Here is a 21,146-nt window from a genome sequence, read left to right as displayed (position 1 = left end):
CTGCCACTTTTCCTCAGACACGTCTCAACCCTCCTCTCGGTCACTGTCGGGGTTCGCCCCGCCGCTGACGATCAGCTCCCGCTCCGCGCGGGGCCTGCGGCGCGGTACGGGTGCCAGGTGCTGGCCGGGCTTGGGCGGTACGGGGAAGCCGCCCGCCATCGGGTCGAAGGGCTCCGCCGCGGCGGCCGCTCCGGCCTCCTCGGCGGCGGCCTTGTGGCGTTTGTCGCGGAAGAGGTCCGCGACGAAGGAGAGCAGCAGGACCGCGACGACGGCCCCGCCCACGTAGAGGACGATCGCGCTGAAGTCGTACGCCTCGTTGCGCAGCGCCCGGACGGTGGCCACCAGCATCAGCCAGACCACGGAGACCGGGATCAGCACCTTCCAGCCGAGCTTCATCAGCTGGTCGTACCGCACGCGCGGGAGCGTGCCGCGCAGCCAGATGAAGAAGAACAGCAGCAGCTGCACCTTGATGACGAACCAGAGCATCGGCCACCAGCCGTGGTTCGCGCCCTCCCAGTACGTGGAGATCGGCGCCGGGGCCCGCCAGCCGCCCAGGAAGAGGGTGACCGAGACCGCGGAGACGGTGACCATGTTGACGTACTCGGCCAGCATGAACAGCGCGAACTTGATGGAGGAGTACTCGGTGTTGAAGCCGCCGACGAGGTCGCCCTCGGACTCCGGCATGTCGAAGGGGGCGCGGTTGGTCTCGCCGACCATCGTGATCACGTAGATGATGAAGGAGACCGGCAGCAGGATGATGTACCAGCGGTCCGCCTGCGCCTCCACGATCGCCGAGGTCGACATCGACCCGGAGTAGAGGAAGACCGAGGCGAAGGCCGCGCCCATCGCGATCTCGTAGGAGATCATCTGCGCGCAGGAGCGCAGACCGCCGAGCAGCGGGTACGTCGAGCCGGAGGACCAGCCCGCCAGCACGATGCCGTAGATGCCGACGGAGGCCACCGCGAGGACGTAGAGCATCGCGATGGGCAGGTCGGTCAGCTGCATCGTGGTGCGCTGTCCGAAGATGGACACCTCGTTGCCCGAGGGGCCGAAGGGGATCACCGCGATGGCCATGAAGGCCGGGATCGCCGCGATGACCGGGGCCAGGACGTACACCACCTTGTCGGCCCGCTTGACGATCAGGTCTTCCTTCAGCATCAGCTTGACGCCGTCGGCGAGCGACTGGAGCATGCCCCACGGTCCGTGCCGGTTGGGGCCGATGCGCAGCTGCATCCAGGCGACGACCTTGCGCTCCCACACGATGGAGAAGAGCACCGTCACCATCAGGAAGGCGAAGCAGAACACCGCCTTGACGAGGACGAGCCACCAGACGTCGCGGCCGAAGAGGGAAAGGTCCTCCGCGGCGAGCTGTACCGCGTTCACGCGCCCACCTCCGCAGTGGTGTCGCCTGCGCCGGCCGGGGTCGCCGGACCGATGCGCACGAGGGTGCCCGGGCGGGCGCCGGTGTCGGCGAGGACGCCGGAGCCCGTGGAGTTCAGCGGGAGCCACACGACCCGGTCGGGCATGTCGGTGATCCGCAGCGGGAGTTCCACCGAGCCGGCCGGGCCGGTGACGGCGAGGACGTCGCCGTCCTTGACGCCGGTCTCGGCGGCGGTGGCGGCCGAGAGCCGCGCGTTCGCCTCGTGCCGGGTACCGGCCAGGGCGTCGTCGCCGTCCTGGAGGAGGCCCCGGTCCAGCAGCAGCCGGTGGCCCGCGAGGACGGCCTCACCCGCGCCGGGGCGGGGCAGCGGCTCGGTGGCCGTGGACTGCTCCGCCGCCGGCTCCCCCTCCCAGGGGCCGAGCCGCTCCAGCTCGCGCCGTACGGCGTGTACGTCGGGCAGCGCGAGGGGCCGGCCGGCCGCGTCGGCCAGCATGTGCAGCACGCGGGCGTCGGCGGGGGCGAGGCGGCGGGTCATCTGGTCGGGCTTCAGCGCGGCCTCGAACGGCCGGACCCTGCCCTCCCAGTTGATGAAGGTGCCGGCCTTCTCCGCGACGGCGGCGACCGGCAGGACCACGTCCGCGTGGTCGGTGACCTCGCCGGGCCGCAGTTCGAGGGAGACCACGAAGGCCTCCTTCAGCGCGGCCCGGGCCCGCTCCGGGTCCGGCAGGTCGTCGATCTCGACGCCGCCGATCAGCAGGGCGGACAGTTCGCGGGTGGCGGCGGCCTCGACGATCTGCCCGGTGTCACGGCCGTAGCGGTGCGGGAGCTCGTCCAGCCCCCAGGCCGTGGCAACCTCGTCACGGGCCCGCGGGTCGGTGGCGGGGCGGCCGCCCGGCAGCAGCGCGGCGAGCGCGCCCGCCTCCAGCGCGGCCCGCTCCCCGGCCCGGCGCGGGATCCACATCAGCCGGGCCCCGGTCGCGGTGGCCGCGCGTACGGCGGCGGTCAGCGCGCCGGGAACGCCGGCGAGGCGCTCCCCCACCACGATGACCGCGCCGGGCGTGCGGAGCGCTTCGGCGGCCTCGGCCCCGCCGGCCTCCAGGCCGGTGCGGGTGGCGAGGGCGGCCAGCCAGGCGGGCTCGGTGCCGGGGGCGGCGGCGAGCAGGGTGCCGCCCGCCTTGGCCAGGCCCCGGGTGGCGAAGGGCGCCAGGGCGAAGGTCCGCTGCTTGTGCTTGCGGTGGGCCTTGCGTAGCCGCAGGAAGACCCCGGGGGCCTCCTCCTCGGCCTCGATGCCGGCGAGGAGGACGGCCGGGGCCGCCTCCAGGGAGGCGTACGTGACGCCGGTGCGGTCGAGGTCCTTGCCGGTGCCGGCCACGGAGGCGGCCAGGAAGTCGGCCTCCTCCGCGCTGTGCACGCGGGCCCGGAAGTCGATGTCGTTGGTGTCCAGGACGACCCGGGCGAACTTGGCGTACCCGTACGCGTCCTCGACGGTGAGCCGGCCGCCGGTCAGGACCCCGGCCCGGCCGCGCGCGGCGACGAGCCCGGCGGCGGCGGCCTCCAGGGCCTCCGGCCAGCTCGCCGGGGCGAGGATCCCGTCGGCGCCGCGCACCAGCGGGGTGGTGAGCCGGTCGGGGCGCTGCGCGTAGCGGAACGCGAAGCGGCCCTTGTCGCAGATCCACTCCTCGTTGACCTCGGGGTCCTCGGCGGCGAGCCGGCGCAGCACCTTGCCGCGCCGGTGGTCGGTCCGGGTCGCGCAGCCGCCCGCGCAGTGCTCGCACACGCTCGGGGAGGAGACGAGGTCGAAGGGGCGGGAGCGGAACCGGTAGGCGGCCGAGGTGAGGGCGCCGACGGGGCAGATCTGGATGGTGTTGCCGGAGAAGTACGACTCGAAGGGGTCGCCCTCGCCGGTGCCGACCTGCTGGAGCGCGCCGCGTTCCAGCAGCTCGATCATCGGGTCGCCGGCGATCTCGTTGGAGAAGCGGGTGCAGCGCGCGCAGAGCACGCAGCGCTCGCGGTCCAGGAGCACCTGGGTGGAGATGGCGACCGGCTTCTCGTAGGTCCGCTTGTGGCCCTCGAAGCGGGATTCGGCGTTGCCGTGGGACATCGCCTGGTTCTGCAGCGGGCACTCGCCGCCCTTGTCGCAGACGGGACAGTCCAGCGGGTGGTTGATGAGCAGCAGCTCCATCACCCCGCGCTGGGCCTTGTCGGCGACCGGGGAGGTGAGCTGGGTCTTGACGACCATGCCGTCGGTGCAGGTGATGGTGCAGGAGGCCATCGGCTTGCGCTGGCCCTCTACCTCGACGATGCACTGGCGGCAGGCGCCGGCCGGGGAGAGGAGGGGGTGGTCGCAGAACCGGGGGATCTCGATGCCGAGCTGTTCGGCGGCCCGGATGACGAGGGTGCCCTTGGGTACCGACAGTTCCAGTCCGTCGATGGTCAGCGACACCGTGTTCTCGGCGTCCTGCGGCCGCCGGGCGGCCTCTCCGCCACCGGTCGGAGCGTTCGTGGTGACGGTCATGCGTTCACCTCCGAGTCAGCCCAGAGGGTCGACTTCTTGGGGTCGAAGGGGCAGCCCTTGCCGGTGATGTGCTGCTCGTACTCCGCCCGGAAGTACTTCAGCGAGGAGAAGATGGGGCTGGCGGCGCCGTCGCCGAGGGCGCAGAACGACTTGCCGTTGATGTTGTCGGCGATGTCGTTGAGCTTGTCGAGGTCGGACATGACGCCCTTGCCGGCCTCGATGTCGCGCAGCAGCTGGACGAGCCAGTACGTGCCCTCCCGGCAGGGGGTGCACTTGCCGCAGGACTCGTGGGCGTAGAACTCGGTCCAGCGGGTCACGGCCCGGACCACGCAGGTGGTCTCGTCGAAGCACTGCAGGGCCTTGGTGCCGAGCATGGAGCCGGCCGCGCCCACGCCCTCGTAGTCGAGCGGGACGTCGAGGTGCTCGTCGGTGAACATGGGGGTGGAGGAGCCGCCGGGGGTCCAGAACTTCAGCCGGTGCCCGGGGCGCATCCCGCCGCTCATGTCGAGGAGCTGGCGCAGGGTGATGCCGAGGGGGGCCTCGTACTGGCCGGGGCCGACGACGTGGCCAGAGAGCGAGTAGAGCGTGAAGCCGGGGGACTTCTCCGTCCCCATCGCCTTGAACCAGTCCTTGCCCCGGTTGAGGATCGCGGGAACCGAGGCGATGGATTCGACGTTGTTGACGACGGTGGGGCAGGCGTAGAGGCCCTCGACGGCGGGGAAGGGGGGCCGCAGCCGGGGCTGGCCGCGGCGGCCTTCGAGGGAGTCGAGCAGCGCCGTCTCCTCGCCGCAGATGTACGCGCCCGCGCCCGCGTGCACCGTGATGTCGAGGGTGCGTCCGCTGCCGCCGATGTCCTTGCCGAGGTATCCGGCCGCGTACGCCTCGCGCACGGCCTCGTGCAGGCGCCGCAGGACGGGGACGGTCTCGCCGCGCAGGTAGATGAAGGCGTGCTCCGAGCGGATCGCGTAGCAGGCGATGATCATGCCCTCGATGAGGGAGTGCGGGTTGGCGAAGAGGAGCGGGATGTCCTTGCAGGTCCCCGGTTCCGACTCGTCCGCGTTCACGACGAGGTAGTGCGGCTTGCCGTCGCCCTGCGGAATGAACTGCCACTTCATTCCGGTGGGGAAGCCGGCGCCGCCGCGGCCGCGCAGTCCGGAGTCCTTGACGTACGCGATCACCTCGTCCGGGGTCATCTCCAGCGCCTTGCGCAGGCCCTCGTACCCCTCGTGGCGCCGGTAGGTCTCCAGCGTCCAGGACTCGGGCTCGTCCCAGAACGCCGACAGGACGGGCGCGAGGAGCTTCTCCGGACTGGTGCCGTTCTTGCTCAGTTCCGCCGACACGGTCATCACTCCCCTCCCTCGGTGGTGGCGGTGCCCCGGGACTCGCCGCGCGGGTGGACCACCGGCGCGTGCGGGGCCTCGCCGCGGGCGATGCGCAGACCGATCAGCGAGGCGGGACCGGCGCCGCCGCCGGCCGCGACGGCTCCCTCGCGCTCGTCGGGGAAGCCCGCCAGGATCCGGGCGGTCTCCTTGTACGTGCACAGCGGCGCGCCCCGGGTCGGCTCGACGGGGCGGCCGGCCAGCAGGTCGTCGACGAGGGCCTTGGCGGAGGCGGGGGTCTGGTTGTCGAAGAACTCCCAGTTGACCATCACCACGGGGGCGTAGTCGCAGGCCGCGTTGCACTCGATGTGCTCCAGCGTGACCTTGCCGTCGGGGGTGGTCTCGTTGTTGCCGACGCCCAGGTGCTGCTTGAGCTCGTCGAAGATGGCGTCGCCGCCCATGACGGCGCACAGGGTGTTGGTGCAGACGCCGACCTGGTAGTCCCCGGAGGGCCGCCGCCGGTACATCGTGTAGAAGGTGGCGACCGCGGTGACCTCGGCGGTGGTCAGCCCCAGCACCTCGGCGCAGAAGCGGATGCCGGTGCGCGAGACGTGGCCCTCCTCGGACTGCGTCAGGTGCAGCAGCGGCAGCAGCGCGGAGCGGCTGTCGGGGTAGCGGGCGATGACCTCGGCCGCGTCGGCCTCCAGCCGGGCCCGGACCTCCGCGGGGAAGTCGGGGGCGGGCAGCTGCGGCATGCCCAGTTGCACGTCTGTCATCGGTCGACGCCTCCCATCACGGGGTCGATCGAGGCGACGGCCACGATGACGTCGGCGACCTGGCCGCCCTCGCACATCGCGGCCATGGCCTGGAGGTTGGTGAAGGACGGGTCGCGGAAGTGGACCCGGTAGGGGCGCGTGCCGCCGTCGGAGACGACGTGCACCCCGAGCTCGCCCTTGGGGGATTCGACGGCGGCGTACGCCTGGCCGGCCGGTACCCGGAAGCCCTCGGTCACCAGCTTGAAGTGGTGGATCAGGGCCTCCATGGAGGTGCCCATGATGTTCTTGATGTGGTCGAGGGAGTTGCCGAGGCCGTCGGGTCCCATCGCGAGCTGTGCGGGCCAGGCGATCTTCTTGTCGGCGACCATGACCGGGCCGGGCTCCAGCCGGTCCAGGCACTGCTCGACGATCCGCAGGGACTGGCGCATCTCCTCCAGGCGGACGAGGAAGCGTCCGTAGGAGTCACAGCTCTCGGTGGTGGGGACGTCGAATTCGTAGGTCTCGTATCCGCAGTACGGTTCCGCCTTGCGCAGGTCGTGCGGCAGGCCGGCGGAGCGCAGGATCGGGCCGGTGGCGCCGAGCGCCATGCAGCCGGTGAGGTCGAGGTAGCCGACGTCCTGCATGCGGGCCTTGAAGATGGGGTTGCCGGTGGCGAGCTTGTCGTACTCCGGCAGGTTCTTCTTCATGGTCTTCACGAACTCGCGCAGCTGGTCGACCGCGCCCGGGGGCAGGTCCTGGGCGAGGCCGCCGGGGCGGACGAACGCGTGGTTCATGCGCAGGCCGGTGATCAGCTCGAAGATGTCGAGGATCAGCTCGCGGTCCCGGAACCCGTAGATCATGATCGTGGTCGCGCCCAGCTCCATGCCGCCGGTGGCGATGCACACCAGGTGGGAGGAGAGCCGGTTGAGCTCCATCAGCAGGACGCGGATGACGGTGGCGCGGTCCGGGACCTGCTCGGTGATGCCGAGGAGCTTCTCGACGCCGAGGCAGTAGGCGGTCTCGTTGAAGAACGGCGTCAGGTAGTCCATGCGCGTGACGAAGGTGGTGCCCTGCGTCCAGTTCCGGAATTCGAGGTTCTTCTCGATGCCGGTGTGCAGGTAGCCGATGCCGCAGCGGGCCTCGGTGACGGTCTCGCCGTCGATCTCCAGGATCAGGCGGAGCACCCCGTGGGTGGAGGGGTGCTGGGGGCCCATGTTGACGACGATGCGCTCGTCGTCGGCACGGGCCGCCGACTGGACGATCTCGTCCCAGTCGCCGCCGGTGACGGTGTAGACGGGGCCCTCGGTGGTCTCCCTGGAGGAGGCGGGGTGCGACGCGTTGGGGGTGTTCATCAGCTGTACGACCTCCGCTGGTCGGGAGCCGGGATCTGGGCGCCCTTGTACTCGATCGCGATGCCGCCGAGCGGGTAGTCCTTGCGCTGGGGGAAGCCCTGCCAGTCGTCCGGCATCATGATCCGGGTGAGGGCCGGGTGGCCGTCGAAGACGATGCCGAAGAAGTCGTACGCCTCGCGCTCGTGCCAGTCGTTGGTCGGGTAGACCGCGACGAGCGAGGGGACGCGCGGGTCGTCGTCCGGCACCGAGACCTCCAGCCGGACGATCCGGCCGTGGGTGAGCGAACGCAGGTGGTAGACGGCGTGCAGCTCGCGGCCCTTGTCCCCGGGGAAGTGGACGCCGCTGACGCCGGTGCAGAGCTCGAAGCGCAGGGCCGGGTCGTCGCGCAGGGTGGAGGCCACCCGGACGAGGTGCTCGCGGGCGATGTGGAAGGTGATCTCGCCCCGGTCGACCACCGTCTTCTCGATGGCGTTGCCGGGGACCAGGTCCTGCTCCTCCAGCGCGCCCTCCAGCTCGTCGGCCACCTCGTCGAAGTAGGAGCCGTAGGGCCGGGCGGAGGCGCCGGGCAGGGCCACGGCGCGGACGAGGCCGCCGTAGCCGCTGGTGTCGCCGCCCTTGTCGGCCCCGAACATGCCCTTGCGCACCCCGATGACCTCGGGCCCGGCCGAGGTGCGGGGGGCGGGGAGGTTGTTGCCGTTCTCGACGGCGGGGTCGTCGCTCACCGAAGGAGCCCCTTCATCTCGATGGTGGGGAGGGCCTTGAGGGCCGCCTCCTCCGCCTCGCGGGCCGCCTCTTCCCGGTTCACGCCGAGCTTGCCGCCCTGGATCTTCTGGTGGAGCTTGAGGATCGCGTCCATCAGCATCTCGGGGCGGGGCGGGCAGCCGGGGAGGTAGATGTCCACCGGGACGATGTGGTCGACGCCCTGGACGATCGCGTAGTTGTTGAACATTCCGCCCGAAGAGGCGCACACACCCATGGAGATGACCCACTTGGGAGCGGGCATCTGGTCGTACACCTGCCGGAGCACCGGCGCCATCTTCTGGCTGACGCGTCCCGCCACGATCATGAGGTCGGCCTGGCGCGGGGAACCGCGGAAGACCTCCATGCCGAAACGGGCCAGGTCGTAGCGGCCGGCTCCGGTGGTCATCATCTCGATGGCGCAGCACGCCAGGCCGAAGGTCGCCGGGAAGACGGATGACTTGCGCACCCATCCCGCGGCCTGTTCGACGGTGGTCAGCAGGAAGCCGCTCGGCAGCTTCTCTTCCAGTCCCATGGAAAATTCAGCCCCTCAGTCCCATTCCAGGCCGCCGCGGCGCCACACGTAGGCGTAGGCGACGAAGACGGTGAGCACGAAGAGGAGCATCTCGACGAGCCCGAAGATCCCCAGGGAGTCGAAGGTGACGGCCCAGGGGTAGAGGAAGACGATCTCGATGTCGAAGACGATGAAGAGCATCGCCGTCAGGTAGTACTTGATGGGGAAGCGTCCGCCGCCGGCGGGCAGGGGCGTGGGCTCGATGCCGCACTCGTAGGCTTCAAGCTTCGCCCGGTTGTACCGTTTTGGGCCGATCAGCGTGGCCATGACCACGGAGAAGATCGCAAACCCTGCGCCGATGGCGCCGAGCACGAGGATGGGTGCGTACGCATTCACGCTCCTCGCTCCTTCCAGTCGTCCTTGACCGTTGGACCGCTGCGCTCCGGCGCCGAGTGCTCCGCCTCGCGAAGATCGCCCCGCAGGTCGGGGGGATCGCATGTGAGGCAGTTCACAAGCCGGGCTGATGCGCATCTTATGCCTGCCGGTCTGTGATCTGCGACACGGGTAACAACACCGAGTTTGTGATCTCCACCACCTGACGAACGATCATGAAGTCCGATGAGTGGTGATCTTCGTACGCAAGGCATCCACATGATCACCAAAGGTGACATCCGGGCTCGTCGTCGCAGGTGGAAGGCGTGTCGCCCTATCAAATGATGGCGGGCGCAGGCAAATTGGCGGGGCGACGGCCCAAGTGGTAAAGGAATCAACCCCCTCGGACGGGGGATATCCGGCGTACCGGAGTGGACGAGGGTCCCCGGGGCAGGCGGAGTGGAGGGGCCGAATCCGGAATGGGCGGTATGGCCGGGATGGCCGGGAGCCGGCGGCCGGGCGGCGGGGGCGCGGATGCTGTGCATCCGTTCACGAACCGCACGGGGACTTCACGGTCGGATCACGGACCGGTCACGGCGCCCCCACGGCGGCAGGTAACTGTGACCTGCGACACACCTCGGAAGGGCCGTCAAAAGGGGGCTTGGCCATCTGTACCACTGGATGGTAGGCAGTGGATCAATTCGGACTTAATACTGAAACCCCATGATCACAGGCTTGTGAAAGGGTGTCCGTTAAGCCCGTTACGGCGTCAATAAGGGGCGCGGCGCGCCGGGTTCGCGGGCGTTTTCCGCAACTGTGGCGCAGACCACGTTTCTTGAAGCGGACCCCGCACCCCTGATAGCGGTTGTTCTCATGTCCCACACCGCTCACATACCCAGCCACCGGAAGCCGCGCCGTAGCGCCTCGAAGCTCGCGGTACGCGCCGGAGTTGCCGGTGGCGTCCTCAGCACGCTGGCCATGGCCGGCACCGCGAGCGCGACCCCCTCGTCCCCCGAGCCCGTCGCCGAGACGACGCTCGAAATGCCCGTGCTCGACCTGAACCTCGGCGCCGAGGTCTCCAACGCCGTCACCACGGCCGCCGAGACCACCCGCATCGCCGCCGTGGAAGCCGCCGTCACCGGCGAGCTGAACGCCCAGGAGGAGAGCGCCCGTACGGGAGCCGCCGCCGAGGCGAAGCAGGCCAAGGACGACGCCACCAAGGCCGCCGAGCAGAAGGCCAAGCAGGAGGCCGACCGCAAGGCCGCCGCCGAGCGCGCGGGCCGCAGCTCCGGCCGCACCTCGCTGACCACCGCCTCCGCCTCCGACGACGGCGGCTTCGCCCCGTCCGAGGGCGGCACCGGCAGTGGCTCCAGCACCGGTTCCACCTCCAAGGCGACCGGCTCCGCCGCCGCCATCGTGAACTTCGCCCGCGCCCAGGTCGGCAAGGCGTACGTCATGGGCGCCACCGGCTCCTCCGCGTACGACTGCTCGGGCCTCGTCCAGGCCGCCTACCGCCAGGCCGGCATCTCCCTGGACCGCACCTCGCAGGACCAGTCCCTGGCCGGCACCTCGGTCTCGCTGAGCAACCTCCAGCCCGGCGACATCCTCTTCTGGGGCTCCAAGGGCAGCGCGTACCACGTCGCCATCTACGTCGGCGGCGGCAAGTTCGTCGGTGCGCAGAACCCCAGCACCGGCATCGTCGAGCGCAACCTCAGCTACGACATGCCCACGGGCGCCGTCCGCGTCCTCTGATCCCCGCGCTCGCTCGAAGGGCCGGCACTCCCCCGCTCGGGAGGGCCGGCCCTCCGGCGTACCCCCGCGCACCGGATGCGGGAACCGGTACCGCGGGCGCCGGGCTCCTGCGAAGATGGGCGGGCACGCCGCACGAAGACCTGGAGGTGGTGATCCGGTGAGCAGACCGTCCTACGAGGACCCCGGCACCGGCGACCCCACCGCCGTCCCCGCGGCCGCCGGGCTCGCCCTCCTCGCCGTCGGAGGCTGGCTGTTGACCACCGCCCGCCCCTGGCACAAACCCGGACATGTCCTGACCCTCGGCCTCGGCTGGACCGTGTCGGGCGCCCTCCTGGTGTCCGGACTCGTGCTCCTGACCCGCTGCGTGCGCACGGTCCACGGCGGCCCGGACACCCCCGGGGACCCCGGAAACGCCTGAACCGCCCCCCGGGAAACCCGGAGAGCGGCTCTGAGGGGCACCCGCGGCCCCCGGCGTCAGGCCTTCGGCGCCACCTCGGTTCCACTGGGGCAGCCATCGGACGAGAAATTTCCTACCGGCGGTGGTACGTTTTAGGCATGAGCAGCCACGTGGCACCCCAGGCCGCCGAGCGGGCCGGCAAGAGATCCGTGTCGCTCGCCCAGTCGTTGATCAAGGAAGTAGAGGAACGCGCGGGCAAGAGCGGGTTCTCTTCCGTTGTGGCCGAAGCCCTGGAGGAATGGCTCGCCGCGCAGAAGCTCCGCGAGGTCGTGACCGCCGACCGCAAGGCCTTCGGCCCCGTCTCCGCGGAAGCTCGGCGGCAGGCGGAGCAGGAGTGGTAAGCAAGCGCCTCAAGATCAAGGCAAAGAGCGAGGGCACGCTCTTCCTGGACGCCCAGGGACTTTCACTGCACGTCGACGGTGACGACGGGATGCGTGCACGTATCGAAGTCGCTCAGCAGAGCGGCCGACGCGTGGCGCTGTCCGCACTGACGCCCTTGGAGGTGCGCCGAACAGGAGAAGCCGCCAAGCGGCTCCAGTTCCTGCTGTCCCGGTTCGACGTGAAACCGGTCAACGACGCGGTGACAGAAGCCGCAGCGAAGCTGCTGGACGCCTCGGGCCTAGACGGGCACGAATGCCTCGTGGACGCACTGGTGGTGGCCACGGCCGCACTCTGCACTCCCCCGGTCCTGCTCGTCACTTCTGACAAGTCGCACATCCCGGCGCTGTGCAAGGCCGCCGAGGAGCTCCCCGGCTCACCGAAGGTGAAGATCGTCAACGTCTGACGGCCAACAGCCGTGAGCCGGGCCGCTCGACTCCCCATCGAACGGCCCGGCGTTGACCGGTCACGCGCGGGGCGCCACCTTCGAGAGGCCGTTGATGATGCGGTCCATCGCGTCGCCGCCCGTCGGGTCGGTCAGGTTCGCCAGCATCTTCAGCGTGAACCGCATCAGCACCGGGTGCGTCAGGCCCCGCTGCGCGGCGATCTTCATGACCTTCGGGTTGCCGATCAGCTTCACGAACGCGCGGCCCAGCGTGTAGTAGCCGCCGTAGGTCTCCTTCAGCACCTTCGGGTAGCCGTGCAGCGCCAGTTCGCGCTGCGCCGGAGTGGCCCGGGCGTGGGCCTGCACGATGACCTCGGCGGCGATCTGCCCCGACTCCATCGCATAGGCGATGCCCTCGCCGTTGAACGGGTTGACGAGGCCGCCCGCGTCACCGACCAGCAGCAGGCCCTTGGTGTAGTGCGGCTGGCGGTTGAACGCCATCGGCAGGGCCGCGCCGCGGATCGGCTGCGTCATGTTCTCGGGCGTGTACCCCCAGTCCTCCGGCATGGACGCGCACCAGGCCTTGAGGACCTCGCGCCAGTCCAGCTCCTTGAACGCGGAGGAGGAGTTGAGGATGCCCAGGCCGACGTTGGACGTACCGTCGCCCATGCCGAAGATCCAGCCGTAGCCGGGCAGCAGCCGGTCCTGGGTGCCGCGCCGGTCCCACAGCTCCAGCCACGACTCCAGGTAGTCGTCGTCGTGCCGGGGCGAGGTGAAGTACGTGCGCACGGCGACGCCCATCGGGCGGTCCTCGCGCCGGTGCAGGCCCATCGCCAGGGAGATCCGCGAGGAGTTGCCGTCCGCCGCGACGACGAGCGGGGCGTGGAAGGTGACCGGGGTCTTCTCCTCGCCCAGCTTCGCCTGCACACCGGTGATGTGGCCGGTGCGGGGGTCGCGGACCGGCTCGCCGACGTTGCAGCGCTCGTACAGCCGGGCCCCGGCCTTCTGCGCCTGGCGGGCCAGGGTCTCGTCGAAGTCGTCGCGCTTGCGGACGAGTCCGTAGTCCGGGTACGAGGCCAGTTCCGGCCAGTCCAGCTGGAGGCGCTGGCCGCCGCCGATGATGCGCAGGCCCTTGTTGCGGAGCCAGCCGGCCTCTTCGGAGACGTCGATGCCCATGGACACCAGCTGTTTGGTCGCCCGCGGGGTCAGACCGTCCCCGCAGACCTTCTCGCGCGGGAACGCCGTCTTCTCCAGGAGCAGGACGTCCAGTCCGGCCTTGGCGAGGTAGTAGGCGGTGGTCGAGCCGGCGGGCCCGGCACCGACGACGATCACATCCGCGGAGTGTTCGGAGAGGGGCTCGGTCACTGCGGGGTCTCCCGAAGGCTCGATAAGGGGTGCCCAACGGCACGGAACATGACGCAGTCTATTCAGCGAGAGAGATCACGAACCCGAAGGGCTGCCCCGATGACCACCTCGCCCATCCGGCCACTCCCCGACGTGCGGCTGCGCGTCCCGACCGACGAGGACGCGCACGCCTGGCACCGGCTCTTCGACGACCCCGAGGTGATGGAGTTCCTCGGCGGGCCGGCCGAGCTGTTCATGTACGAGGAGTTCACCGCCCGGCAGCGGCTGCACGACGCGCGGCTCGGCTACTGCCTGTGGACGCTGCTGGACGGGCAGGGGGAGGTCATCGGCTTCACCGGGGCGCAGCCGTGGCCGGCGGAGAAGGAGTGGGGGCCGGTCGGGGAGATCGAGATCGGCTGGCGGCTGGGGCGGTCCGCGTGGGGGCGGGGCTACGCGTACGCCGCTGCGCTGGCGACGCTGGAGCGGCTGCGGGGGGCGGGGGTTCCGCAGGTGGTGGCGATGATCGACGACGCGAACGTCCGCTCGGCGGCGGTGGCGGAACGCCTCGGCATGACCCTGGCCGGCGTCTTCCCCCTCCCGGGCGGCCGCCGCACGGGCCGCCGCTACGAACTCTCCCTCACGGAGGCCTGACCCCCGGACCCGCCGTGCTCCGGGATCCGGGGGCGCGTTCGCGGTGGGGGGCTGCCGACGGGCACTCGCCGTGCGGGGGCTGCGTGCGGGGAGGGCGGCTGCGGTGCCGCTGCGCGGGGCTTTGTCCCCGACCCGCCCTTCCCCCGTTCCCCGGGCTCCGCCCGGACCCGTCGCGCGTGCGGCGCCGCTGCCGGGGGCCAGCCCCCGGACCCCCGCGCCTCAAACGCCGGCGAGGCTGGATCTCACGACCCGGCACCGGACACTCCAGCCCCGCATGGAGTGAAGTGCGCCGCGCCGGACACCCCAGCCCCGCCGGCGATTGAGGCGCAGGCGCGGAGCGCCGTGTGGTGAGCCCCGCCAGACACTTCAGCCCCGCCGGCGATTGAGGCGCGGGCGCGGAGCGCCGTGTGGTGAGCCGCGCCGGCGCTTGAGGCGGGAACGGTGGAAGGGCGGGGAGGGGCGAGCACCGCGCAGCGGGAGCGGGCGACGGGCGGACAGCAGCCGAGGGCAGCGGCCCCGGCCGGGGGGACGGCGGACGGAGTCCGGCGCAGCGGCGCGAAGCCGCGGAGGCCGCCTGCGGCCGAGGCGCGCGAGCGGCGCGTCAGAAAATGGACAGGCCGGTCAGGGTGGTGAAGCGGTCCAGGGCGGCTACGCCGGCGACCGAGTTGCCCTGGGCGTCGAGGCCGGGGCTCCAGACCGCGAGGGTGCAGCGGCCCGGGACGACCGCGATAATGCCCCCGCCGACCCCGCTCTTGCCCGGCAGGCCGACCCGGTAGGCGAACTCCCCCGCCGCGTCGTACGTCCCACAGGTCAGCATCACCGCGTTGATCTGCTTCGCCTCGCTGCGCGTCAGCAGCCGCGAGCCGTCCGCCCGCAGTCCGTGCCGGGCCAGGAACCGTCCGGCCAGGGCCAGGTCCCCGCAGCTCATCTCGATGGAGCACTGCCAGAAGTAGTGGTCGAGCAGCGCCGGCACCGGGTTGTCGAGGTTGCCGTAGGAGGCCATGAAGTGTGCGACGGCCGCGTTGCGGTCGCCGTGCTCCTGCTCGGAGGCCGCCACCTCCGCGTCGAAGCCGATCTCCGGGTTGCCGCTCTCCTGCCGCAGGAAGTCCAGGAGTTCGCTGCTCGCGTCGCCGGTCAGGGTCTGCAGCCGGTCGGTGACGACGAGCGCCCCCGCGTTGATGAAGGGGTTGCGGGGGATGCCGTTCTCGTACTCCAGCTGGACGAGGGAGTTGAACGGGTTGCCGGACGGCTCCCGCCCCACCCGCTCCCACAGGCTGTCGCCGCCCTCCGCCAGGGCCAGCGCCAGCGCGAAGACCTTGGTGACGGACTGCGCGGAGAACGGGGTCCGCCAGTCCCCGGCCCCGTAGACGTTGCCGTCGAGGTCGGCCAGGGCCATCCCGAACTGCCCGGGGTCGACGGAGGCCAGGGCCGGGATGTACTCGGCGGGGGTGCCGCTGCCCACGAGCGGGGCGACGTCCGCCGCGATCCGCTCCAGGAGTTCCGCGTAGTCGTAGGGCCGGTTCGCCACGGTCGGCTACGCCTTGACCCCGCGGTGCAGAGCGACGATGCCACCGCTCAGGTTCCGCCAGGCGACCTTGCCCCAGCCCGCCTTCTGCAGGAGCGCGGCCAGGGCCGGCTGGTCGGGCCACTCGCGGATGGACTCGGCGAGGTACACGTACGCGTCGGGGTTGGAGGAGACCGCGCGGGCCACCGGCGGCAGGGCGCGCATCAGGTACTCGGTGTAGACGGTCCGGAAGGGGGCCCAGGTGGGCTGCGAGAACTCGCAGATCACGACCTGGCCGCCGGGCTTGGTGACCCGGTACAGCTCGCTCAGCGCGGCCTCGGTGTCCTGGACGTTGCGCAGCCCGAAGGAGATCGTCACGGTGTCGAAGACGCCGTCCTTGAAGGGCAGCTTCGTCGCGTCGCCCGCCGTCAGCGGCAGCCACGGGTTGCGCTTCTTGCCCTCGCTGAGCATGCCGAGGGAGAAGTCGCAGGGGACGACGTAGGCGCCGGTCGCGGCGAAGGGCAGCGAGGAGGTCGCGGTCCCGGCCGCCAGGTCGAGCACCAGCTGCCCGGGGCGGGCGGCGACCGCCTTGGCGACCTCCTTGCGCCACAGCCGGGCCTGGCCGAGGGACAGGACGTCGTTGGTGAGGTCGTAGTTCGCGGCCACGCCGTCGAACATGGAGGCGACTTCGTGCGGCTGCTTGTCCAGGGAAGCCCTTGTCACTGGTGTTGGCCCCTCGGTGCTCGGTGGATCTGCCGGTCGGCGGGTACGGGGCCATCCTCTCAGGCCGCCGCCCCGCCCCGACCGCTGCCCCGGCCGCCCGGCCGCCCCACCACCGGCCCGGGCGCCGGTCCGGCGGGGCCACAGCGGCGCCCGGCACACTGGAGGGACATGGCGAACAAAGGGTTTCGAGGATGCCGACAGGCAAGACAGTCAGCAGCGCCCGGCGGAGCGAGCGGTTCCGGAGGCTGCGCCGCACGGTCCTGACCGCAGGGGCGTTAGCCGCCCTGTCCGTGGCCGCCTACCGGTGCGGCGGCCCGGCCGGAGACCCGGCCGGCGGCCCGCCCGCCGACGCCCGGCCCGCGGAGCGGACCGCACCGGGAGGGGCCACGGCCGCCTCACCGGGGTTCACGGCCTCCTCCGTCAGCGGCAGGGCCCAGGGGCAGGGGCCCGCACTGCGCTGGCGGGTGGAGACGGAGCGGGGCAGCGGGGTGGACCCGGACGCGGCGGCCCGCGCCGTCGAGGCGATCCTCGGGGACCGGCGCGGCTGGATACGGGATCCCGCGAACGGCTTCCGGCTGGCCGGGCGCGGGGAGCCGGTGGACTTCACCGTGAAGATCGCCTCCCCGGGCACCACCGACCGGCTGTGCGAGGTGGTCACCCCGGAGCTCGTCGGGGAGACCAACTGCCGGGTGGGCCACACCGTCGTGGTCAACCTCAAGCGCTGGCAGGAGGGGTCCCCGCAGTTCGCGGGCCCGGTGGCCGAGTACCGGGCGCTGATCGTCAACCACGAGGTGGGCCACGAGCTCGGTCACGAGCACGAGACCTGCCCGCGCCCGGGCGCGCCCGCCCCGGCGATGATGCAGCAGATCAAGGGGCTGCTCGGCTGTACTCCGAACGCCTGGCCGTACGCGGCGGACGGCACCTACCTCGCGGGCCCGCCCGTCCCCTGAGCCCGGCCCGAGCGCAGCCGCACCCCGGCGCGGGCCCCGGCGCGGGCCCCAGCCCGGCCCCCGGCCCGGCCCGGCCCCGGCCCCGGCTCAGCGGCGGCGGTGCAGCAGCCGGCCGCCGATGACGGTGGCCACACAGGCCGTCGCGCCCCGCTCCGGCAGCTCCGCCGGACCGGCGACCGCGAACACCGCGAACCGGGCCGCGGCCCCCGCCTCCAGCACCCCGTGGAAGGCCTCCCCCGGGTCCGCCCGCCCGGCGAGCGGGTCCAGGGACGGCGGGCCCCCGTAGGGCAGCGGCGGCAGCACGGTCAGGCCCGAGCGGACCACGGCGGTGCGCACCGACGGGACGGTGAACCGCCCGGCGACGGCGACCACCCCGCGCGCGAGGAGCTTCTGCGTACCGCGCCGGGCGCTGTTGCCCCAGCGGGCGTCGGTCATCTTCAGGGCGTCGAGCGCCGCGGCCCCGGTGATCGGGCCGGCGCCGAGCTCGGTGACCTCGTACGGGTCGTCCGGGTAGTACGTCCGCTCCAGCAGCTCGTCCGCGCCGCGCACCAGCAGCCCCGGGGTGAGCACCCCGGGCCAGCGGCGGACCCGGGCGTGCGGGGCGGCGGCCGCGAGCTCCTCGTACGGGCCGGTGCCGGCGATGCGGTCGCCCTCGACCAGGACCGCGCCGCCCGCGAGCGGCGTGGACCCCGGCCCGGTGAGGAGGAGTTCGGCGGTGTGCAGCGTGAGCATCGGGCGTCAGTTCGTGGAGATGAGCTTCAGCTCGGGGTGCGCGGTGCCGCCCTCGATGGCGGTCGAGGAGATGTGGGAGACGACGCGGTCGTCCACGGGGTCGTTCGCCGGGTCGTCGTGCACGACGAGGTGCTCGTACGTCGTCGCGCGCTGCGCCGGGACGCGGCCCGCCTTGCGGATCAGGTCGATGATCTCCTGCCGGTTCGAGCGGTGCTTGGCACCGGCCGAGGAGACGACGTTCTCCTCCAGCATGATCGAACCGAGGTCGTCGGCGCCGTAGTGCAGGGAGAGCTGGCCCGCCTCCTTGCCGACGGTCAGCCAGGAGCCCTGGATGTGGGCGATGTTGTCGAGGAAGAGGCGGGCGATGGCGATCATCCGCAGGTACTCGAAGACCGTCGCCTGGGTCCGGCCCTTGAGGTGGTTGTTCTCGGGCTGGTACGTGTACGGGATGAACGCGCGGAAGCCGCCGGTGCGGTCCTGCGTGTCCCGGATCATGGCGATGTGCTCGATGCGCTCGGCGTTGGTCTCGCCGGTGCCCATCAGCATGGTGGAGGTGGACTCCACCCCCAGCCCGTGGGCCATCTCCATGATCTCCAGCCAGCGTTCGCCGGACTCCTTGAGCGGGGCGATCGCCTTGCGCGGCCGCTCCGGGAGCAGTTCGGCGCCGGCGCCCGCGAAGGAGTCGAGGCCGGCGGCGTGGATCCGCTGGATGGCCTCCTTCGCCGAGACGCCGGAGATGCGGGCCATGTGGTCGACCTCGGAGGCGCCGAGGGAGTGGATGACCAGCTGCGGGAACGCCTTCTTGATGGCGGAGAAGTGCTCCTCGTAGTACTCCACGCCGTAGTCCGGGTGGTGCCCGCCCTGGAACATGATCTGCGTGCCGCCCAGCTCGACGGTCTCCGCGCAGCGGCGCAGGATGTCGTCGAGGTCGCGGGACCAGCCCTTCTTCGTGTCCTTGGGGGCCGCGTAGAAGGCACAGAACTTGCACGCCGTGACGCACACGTTGGTGTAGTTGATGTTGCGCTCGATGATGTACGTCGCGATGTGCTCCGTACCGGCGTAGCGCCGGCGGCGCGCGGCGTCGGCGGCCTGGCCGAGCGCGTGCAGCGGGGCGTGCCGGTAGAGGTCGAGCGCCTCTTCCCTGGTGATCCGGCCCCCTGCGGCGGCACGGTCGAGGACAGACTGGAGAGCGGCCTGGTCGGTCACCGGTGCGTCACCTTTCGGCGGTGTGTCAAGGGTCCGGACCGAGCCAGCCTACGCCAGGGGCGGTGCGTGCTCGTCAGGGGCTACGGGTCAGGTCGCCCTCGGGGTTCCCGGCGGCCCGGTCGCCCGAGCGGTAGTGGAGGGTTCCGTTCGCGTTGAGGGTGAAGCGCTCGTCGGCGGAGCCGTTCGAGCAGATGCCGGGGGCCGGGTTGGGGCCGCCCGAGGTGTCCAGGACGAGGGAACGGTCGGTGGCGGAGGCCAGCTTCCAGTCCCCGCCGCAGTCGGTGCCCAGGAGGTCGATGACGGACTTGTCCCGGCCGACGCTCTCGCCGACCCGGCCGGCCTTGATGGTGATCTCGAACTGGCTGGGCACGCCCATGCGGGCGGTGGTGACGGTGCCCTTCCAGGTGCCGGTCAGCTCCTTGGGCACGTCGTTACGGGTGCCCTTGGGCGGGGCGCCGGAGGCCGGGGGCGACGCCGGGTCCGAGGCGCGCGGGGAGGCCGGGGCGGAGCCGGCCGGGAGCGGGCTGCCGCCCGGCCGGGGGTTGCCCGAGGCCGCCTCCCGGCCCCGGTCCGGGCCCAGGCCCGGCAGCAGCCCCGACGCGTACAGCCCGCCGGACAGCGCCACCGTCAGGGCGGCGGCGCCGAGCACCAGGGTGCAGCTGAAGCGGCGCCCCGCCACGCGCAGGCTCGCCCCCCGGCCGTCGGGGGCGGTCCGCTGCCCGGGTACGGCCGCGCCGGGGTGCCCCGCGCCGGACGGCCCGGACGGCCCGGACGGCCCGCCCGCCGTCCCGGTGGGGGCTCCGTACATCCCGCCGCCCCCGCCGTACGGGCCCGCCGCGGCGGAGTAGGGGGAGCCGGACCGCCCCCCGTACGAGGGGTCGGGCGAACCGAAGCCGACTCCGACGGGCCCGCCGGAGGAGCCCTCCGTGAACGGCACCGGCCCGGACACGGGCTCCGCGCGCGCCCCGGGGACCGGGACGGACCCGCCACCGGAAGCGCCCCCGCCGGACCCGCCCCCGGCGTCCCCGGCGGCGTCCGCGTCCAGGTCCAGCAGGGCCACCGCCGCCCGGCTCGCCTCCTCCACCAGCGGCCCCGGCAGCCAGCCCGGGGCCCCCAGCGCACCGCCGAGGGCGGCCGCGAGGTCCTGCGGCGCGGGGCGCCCGGAGGCCGCCTTGGCCAGGCAGGCGGCGATGAGCTCGCGCAGCGCGCCGGCGGGCACCCCGTCCAGCTCCGGCGGTTCGTGGACCACCTTGTAGAGGAGGGTCGCGGAGTTGTCCCCGGTGAAGGGGGGTCGGCCGGTCGCCGCGAAGGCCAGTACCGCGCCCAGCGAGAACACGTCGCAGGCGCCGGTGACGCCCTTGCCGAGGATCTGCTCCGGGGACATGTAGCCCGGCGAGCCGACGGACACCCCGGTGGAGGTCAGCGAGGCGGTGCCTCCCCCGGACTCCGTCCAGGGGGACCCCCCTGTGGCCCGGGCGATCCCGAAGTCGATCAGCCGGGGCCCGTCGAGGGTCAGCATCACGTTGGACGGCTTCACGTCCCGGTGGACGAGTCCCAGCGCGTGCACCGCCACCAGGGCCCGGGCCAGCCCCGCGCCGACGGCCCGCACCGAGTGCTCGGGCAGCGGACCATGCCCGGCCACCGCACGGTCCAGCGAGGGCCCGGCCACGTACCCGGTCGCCACCCACGGCACGGCCGCCTCCGGGTCGGCGTCCAGCACGGGCGCGGTCCACTCCCCGCCGACCCGCCGCGCCGCCTCCACCTCGCGGCGGAACCGGGCCCGGAACTCCTCGTCGGAGGCGAAGTGCGGGTGCACGATCTTGACGGCGACGGTCCGGCCGCCCGCGCTGCGCCCGAGGTAGACCCGGCCCATTCCGCCCGCGCCGAGCCGGCCGAGCAGCCGGTAGGCGCCGATGAACCGCGGCTCGCCGGCTTCGAGCGGCTGCATCGCGTCCCCCGTCCCCGAGTTGGTGGTGTCGCGTCGACACGCAGCACCTTAGGGGGTGCCCGGCGGATCCCGGCCGGGCCCGGCGGCTCGGCCGGGCCGCCCGGCGTACAGCCGGCGTACGGGCGGCGTACGGGCGACGGGGGGCCGGGGAGCCGGGGGACCTCTTCCCG

20 protein-coding genes are annotated in these 21,146 nt (G+C 72.3%); 6 read left to right on the top strand and 14 right to left on the bottom strand.

Annotation, left to right across the window (positions count from 1 at the left end; all coding sequences use genetic code 11):
• Positions 1-24 precede the first annotated feature (24 nt).
• From nuoH to ACFYYT_RS31900, 8 genes are read right to left on the bottom strand one after another with little or no spacing between them, the layout of a single operon-like run.
• On the bottom strand, positions 25-1,383 hold the full coding sequence (gene nuoH / locus ACFYYT_RS31935; protein WP_351831743.1) for an NADH-quinone oxidoreductase subunit NuoH: 1,359 nt from the start codon (positions 1,381-1,383) through the stop codon (positions 25-27).
• The gene (locus tag ACFYYT_RS31930) at positions 1,380-3,896 is read right to left on the bottom strand and encodes an NADH-quinone oxidoreductase subunit G (RefSeq protein ID WP_351826193.1); all 2,517 of its coding nucleotides are present in this window, start codon (positions 3,894-3,896) and stop codon (positions 1,380-1,382) included. Before ACFYYT_RS31930 ends, nuoH begins: the two co-directional genes overlap by 4 nt.
• Positions 3,893-5,242: an NADH-quinone oxidoreductase subunit NuoF gene (nuoF, locus tag ACFYYT_RS31925; protein WP_351826192.1), complete on the bottom strand. Its 1,350-nt coding sequence runs from the start codon at positions 5,240-5,242 to the stop codon at positions 3,893-3,895. Before nuoF ends, ACFYYT_RS31930 begins: the two co-directional genes overlap by 4 nt.
• The gene (nuoE, locus tag ACFYYT_RS31920; protein ID WP_351826191.1) at positions 5,242-5,991 is read right to left on the bottom strand and encodes an NADH-quinone oxidoreductase subunit NuoE; all 750 of its coding nucleotides are present in this window, start codon (positions 5,989-5,991) and stop codon (positions 5,242-5,244) included. The genes nuoF and nuoE overlap by 1 nt, the downstream gene beginning before the upstream one ends.
• The gene (locus ACFYYT_RS31915) at positions 5,988-7,322 is read right to left on the bottom strand and encodes an NADH-quinone oxidoreductase subunit D (protein WP_351826190.1); all 1,335 of its coding nucleotides are present in this window, start codon (positions 7,320-7,322) and stop codon (positions 5,988-5,990) included. The genes nuoE and ACFYYT_RS31915 overlap by 4 nt, the downstream gene beginning before the upstream one ends.
• Positions 7,322-8,044 carry an NADH-quinone oxidoreductase subunit C gene (locus ACFYYT_RS31910; protein ID WP_351826189.1) on the bottom strand — a complete coding sequence of 241 codons (723 nt, stop codon included), beginning with the start codon at positions 8,042-8,044 and terminating at the stop codon, positions 7,322-7,324. The genes ACFYYT_RS31915 and ACFYYT_RS31910 overlap by 1 nt, the downstream gene beginning before the upstream one ends.
• Positions 8,041-8,595, bottom strand: a complete 555-nt coding sequence (locus tag ACFYYT_RS31905) for an NADH-quinone oxidoreductase subunit B family protein (RefSeq protein ID WP_030162005.1) — start codon at positions 8,593-8,595, stop codon at positions 8,041-8,043. The genes ACFYYT_RS31910 and ACFYYT_RS31905 overlap by 4 nt, the downstream gene beginning before the upstream one ends.
• A gap of 15 nt (positions 8,596-8,610) precedes the next feature.
• Positions 8,611-8,970 carry an NADH-quinone oxidoreductase subunit A gene (locus ACFYYT_RS31900; RefSeq protein WP_030236351.1) on the bottom strand — a complete coding sequence of 120 codons (360 nt, stop codon included), beginning with the start codon at positions 8,968-8,970 and terminating at the stop codon, positions 8,611-8,613.
• 849 nt (positions 8,971-9,819) lie between these two features.
• On the opposite strand from ACFYYT_RS31900, the gene ACFYYT_RS31895 reads away from it, so the two are divergent.
• From ACFYYT_RS31895 to ACFYYT_RS31880, 4 genes are all read left to right on the top strand, one after another.
• The gene (locus tag ACFYYT_RS31895; RefSeq protein ID WP_351826188.1) at positions 9,820-10,698 is read left to right on the top strand and encodes an NlpC/P60 family protein; all 879 of its coding nucleotides are present in this window, start codon (positions 9,820-9,822) and stop codon (positions 10,696-10,698) included.
• Between the two features lie 157 nt (positions 10,699-10,855).
• The gene (locus tag ACFYYT_RS31890) at positions 10,856-11,116 is read left to right on the top strand and encodes a hypothetical protein (protein WP_351826187.1); all 261 of its coding nucleotides are present in this window, start codon (positions 10,856-10,858) and stop codon (positions 11,114-11,116) included.
• 137 nt (positions 11,117-11,253) lie between these two features.
• Positions 11,254-11,496, top strand: coding sequence for a hypothetical protein (locus ACFYYT_RS31885; RefSeq protein ID WP_351826186.1), 243 nt, complete (start codon positions 11,254-11,256; stop codon positions 11,494-11,496).
• Positions 11,490-11,939 (top strand): DNA-binding protein, encoded by a 450-nt coding sequence (locus ACFYYT_RS31880; RefSeq protein ID WP_351826185.1) that lies wholly within the window; start codon positions 11,490-11,492, stop codon positions 11,937-11,939. Before ACFYYT_RS31885 ends, ACFYYT_RS31880 begins: the two co-directional genes overlap by 7 nt.
• 60 nt (positions 11,940-11,999) lie before the next feature.
• Here ACFYYT_RS31880 and ACFYYT_RS31875 read toward each other — a convergent pair whose 3' ends face one another.
• Positions 12,000-13,283, bottom strand: coding sequence for a geranylgeranyl reductase family protein (locus tag ACFYYT_RS31875; RefSeq protein WP_351826184.1), 1,284 nt, complete (start codon positions 13,281-13,283; stop codon positions 12,000-12,002).
• 99 nt (positions 13,284-13,382) lie between these two features.
• Between ACFYYT_RS31875 and ACFYYT_RS31870 the strand changes: the two genes are divergently transcribed.
• Complete coding sequence (locus tag ACFYYT_RS31870) at positions 13,383-13,913, top strand: GNAT family N-acetyltransferase (protein ID WP_351826183.1); 531 nt, start codon at positions 13,383-13,385, stop codon at positions 13,911-13,913.
• A gap of 601 nt (positions 13,914-14,514) precedes the next feature.
• Here ACFYYT_RS31870 and ACFYYT_RS31865 read toward each other — a convergent pair.
• Both ACFYYT_RS31865 and ACFYYT_RS31860 read right to left on the bottom strand, forming a co-directional pair.
• On the bottom strand, positions 14,515-15,441 hold the full coding sequence (locus ACFYYT_RS31865; protein ID WP_351826182.1) for a glutaminase: 927 nt from the start codon (positions 15,439-15,441) through the stop codon (positions 14,515-14,517).
• A 6-nt stretch (positions 15,442-15,447) separates the two neighbouring features.
• The gene (locus ACFYYT_RS31860; protein ID WP_351826181.1) at positions 15,448-16,140 is read right to left on the bottom strand and encodes a demethylmenaquinone methyltransferase; all 693 of its coding nucleotides are present in this window, start codon (positions 16,138-16,140) and stop codon (positions 15,448-15,450) included.
• 191 nt (positions 16,141-16,331) lie between these two features.
• On the opposite strand from ACFYYT_RS31860, the gene ACFYYT_RS31855 reads away from it, so the two are divergent.
• A complete protein-coding gene (locus tag ACFYYT_RS31855) occupies positions 16,332-17,090 on the top strand; it encodes a DUF3152 domain-containing protein (RefSeq protein WP_351826180.1) in 759 nt (252 codons plus the stop codon).
• 87 nt (positions 17,091-17,177) lie between these two features.
• Here the strand turns inward: ACFYYT_RS31855 and ACFYYT_RS31850 are convergent, their stop codons facing one another.
• The 3 genes from ACFYYT_RS31850 to ACFYYT_RS31840 form a co-directional block, all read right to left on the bottom strand.
• Positions 17,178-17,822 carry a hypothetical protein gene (locus tag ACFYYT_RS31850; protein ID WP_351826179.1) on the bottom strand — a complete coding sequence of 215 codons (645 nt, stop codon included), beginning with the start codon at positions 17,820-17,822 and terminating at the stop codon, positions 17,178-17,180.
• A gap of 6 nt (positions 17,823-17,828) precedes the next feature.
• Positions 17,829-19,028 (bottom strand): cyclic dehypoxanthinyl futalosine synthase, encoded by a 1,200-nt coding sequence (gene mqnC / locus ACFYYT_RS31845; RefSeq protein ID WP_351826178.1) that lies wholly within the window; start codon positions 19,026-19,028, stop codon positions 17,829-17,831.
• A gap of 73 nt (positions 19,029-19,101) precedes the next feature.
• The gene (locus tag ACFYYT_RS31840; protein WP_351826177.1) at positions 19,102-20,976 is read right to left on the bottom strand and encodes a serine/threonine-protein kinase; all 1,875 of its coding nucleotides are present in this window, start codon (positions 20,974-20,976) and stop codon (positions 19,102-19,104) included.
• Positions 20,977-21,146 lie beyond the last annotated feature (170 nt).

It is taken from the genome of Streptomyces sp. NPDC002032 (genome assembly GCF_042890765.1).
Taxonomy (GTDB): domain Bacteria; phylum Actinomycetota; class Actinomycetes; order Streptomycetales; family Streptomycetaceae; genus Streptomyces.
The sequence above is the reverse complement of the archived record's forward strand: the minus strand, read 5'-3'. Positions and strand labels throughout refer to the sequence as shown.

Coding starts and splice junctions, on each gene's coding strand:
- ACFYYT_RS31930 (WP_351826193.1), bottom strand. CDS start 3,896: ATGACCGTCACCACGAACGCTCCGACCGGTGGCGGAGAGGCCGCCCGG.
- nuoF (WP_351826192.1), bottom strand. CDS start 5,242: ATGACCGTGTCGGCGGAACTGAGCAAGAACGGCACCAGTCCGGAGAAG.
- nuoE (WP_351826191.1), bottom strand. CDS start 5,991: ATGACAGACGTGCAACTGGGCATGCCGCAGCTGCCCGCCCCCGACTTC.
- ACFYYT_RS31915 (WP_351826190.1), bottom strand. CDS start 7,322: ATGAACACCCCCAACGCGTCGCACCCCGCCTCCTCCAGGGAGACCACC.
- ACFYYT_RS31905 (WP_030162005.1), bottom strand. CDS start 8,595: ATGGGACTGGAAGAGAAGCTGCCGAGCGGCTTCCTGCTGACCACCGTC.
- ACFYYT_RS31895 (WP_351826188.1), top strand. CDS start 9,820: ATGTCCCACACCGCTCACATACCCAGCCACCGGAAGCCGCGCCGTAGC.
- ACFYYT_RS31885 (WP_351826186.1), top strand. CDS start 11,254: ATGAGCAGCCACGTGGCACCCCAGGCCGCCGAGCGGGCCGGCAAGAGA.
- ACFYYT_RS31870 (WP_351826183.1), top strand. CDS start 13,383: ATGACCACCTCGCCCATCCGGCCACTCCCCGACGTGCGGCTGCGCGTC.
- ACFYYT_RS31855 (WP_351826180.1), top strand. CDS start 16,332: ATGCCGACAGGCAAGACAGTCAGCAGCGCCCGGCGGAGCGAGCGGTTC.
- ACFYYT_RS31850 (WP_351826179.1), bottom strand. CDS start 17,822: ATGCTCACGCTGCACACCGCCGAACTCCTCCTCACCGGGCCGGGGTCC.
- ACFYYT_RS31840 (WP_351826177.1), bottom strand. CDS start 20,976: ATGCAGCCGCTCGAAGCCGGCGAGCCGCGGTTCATCGGCGCCTACCGG.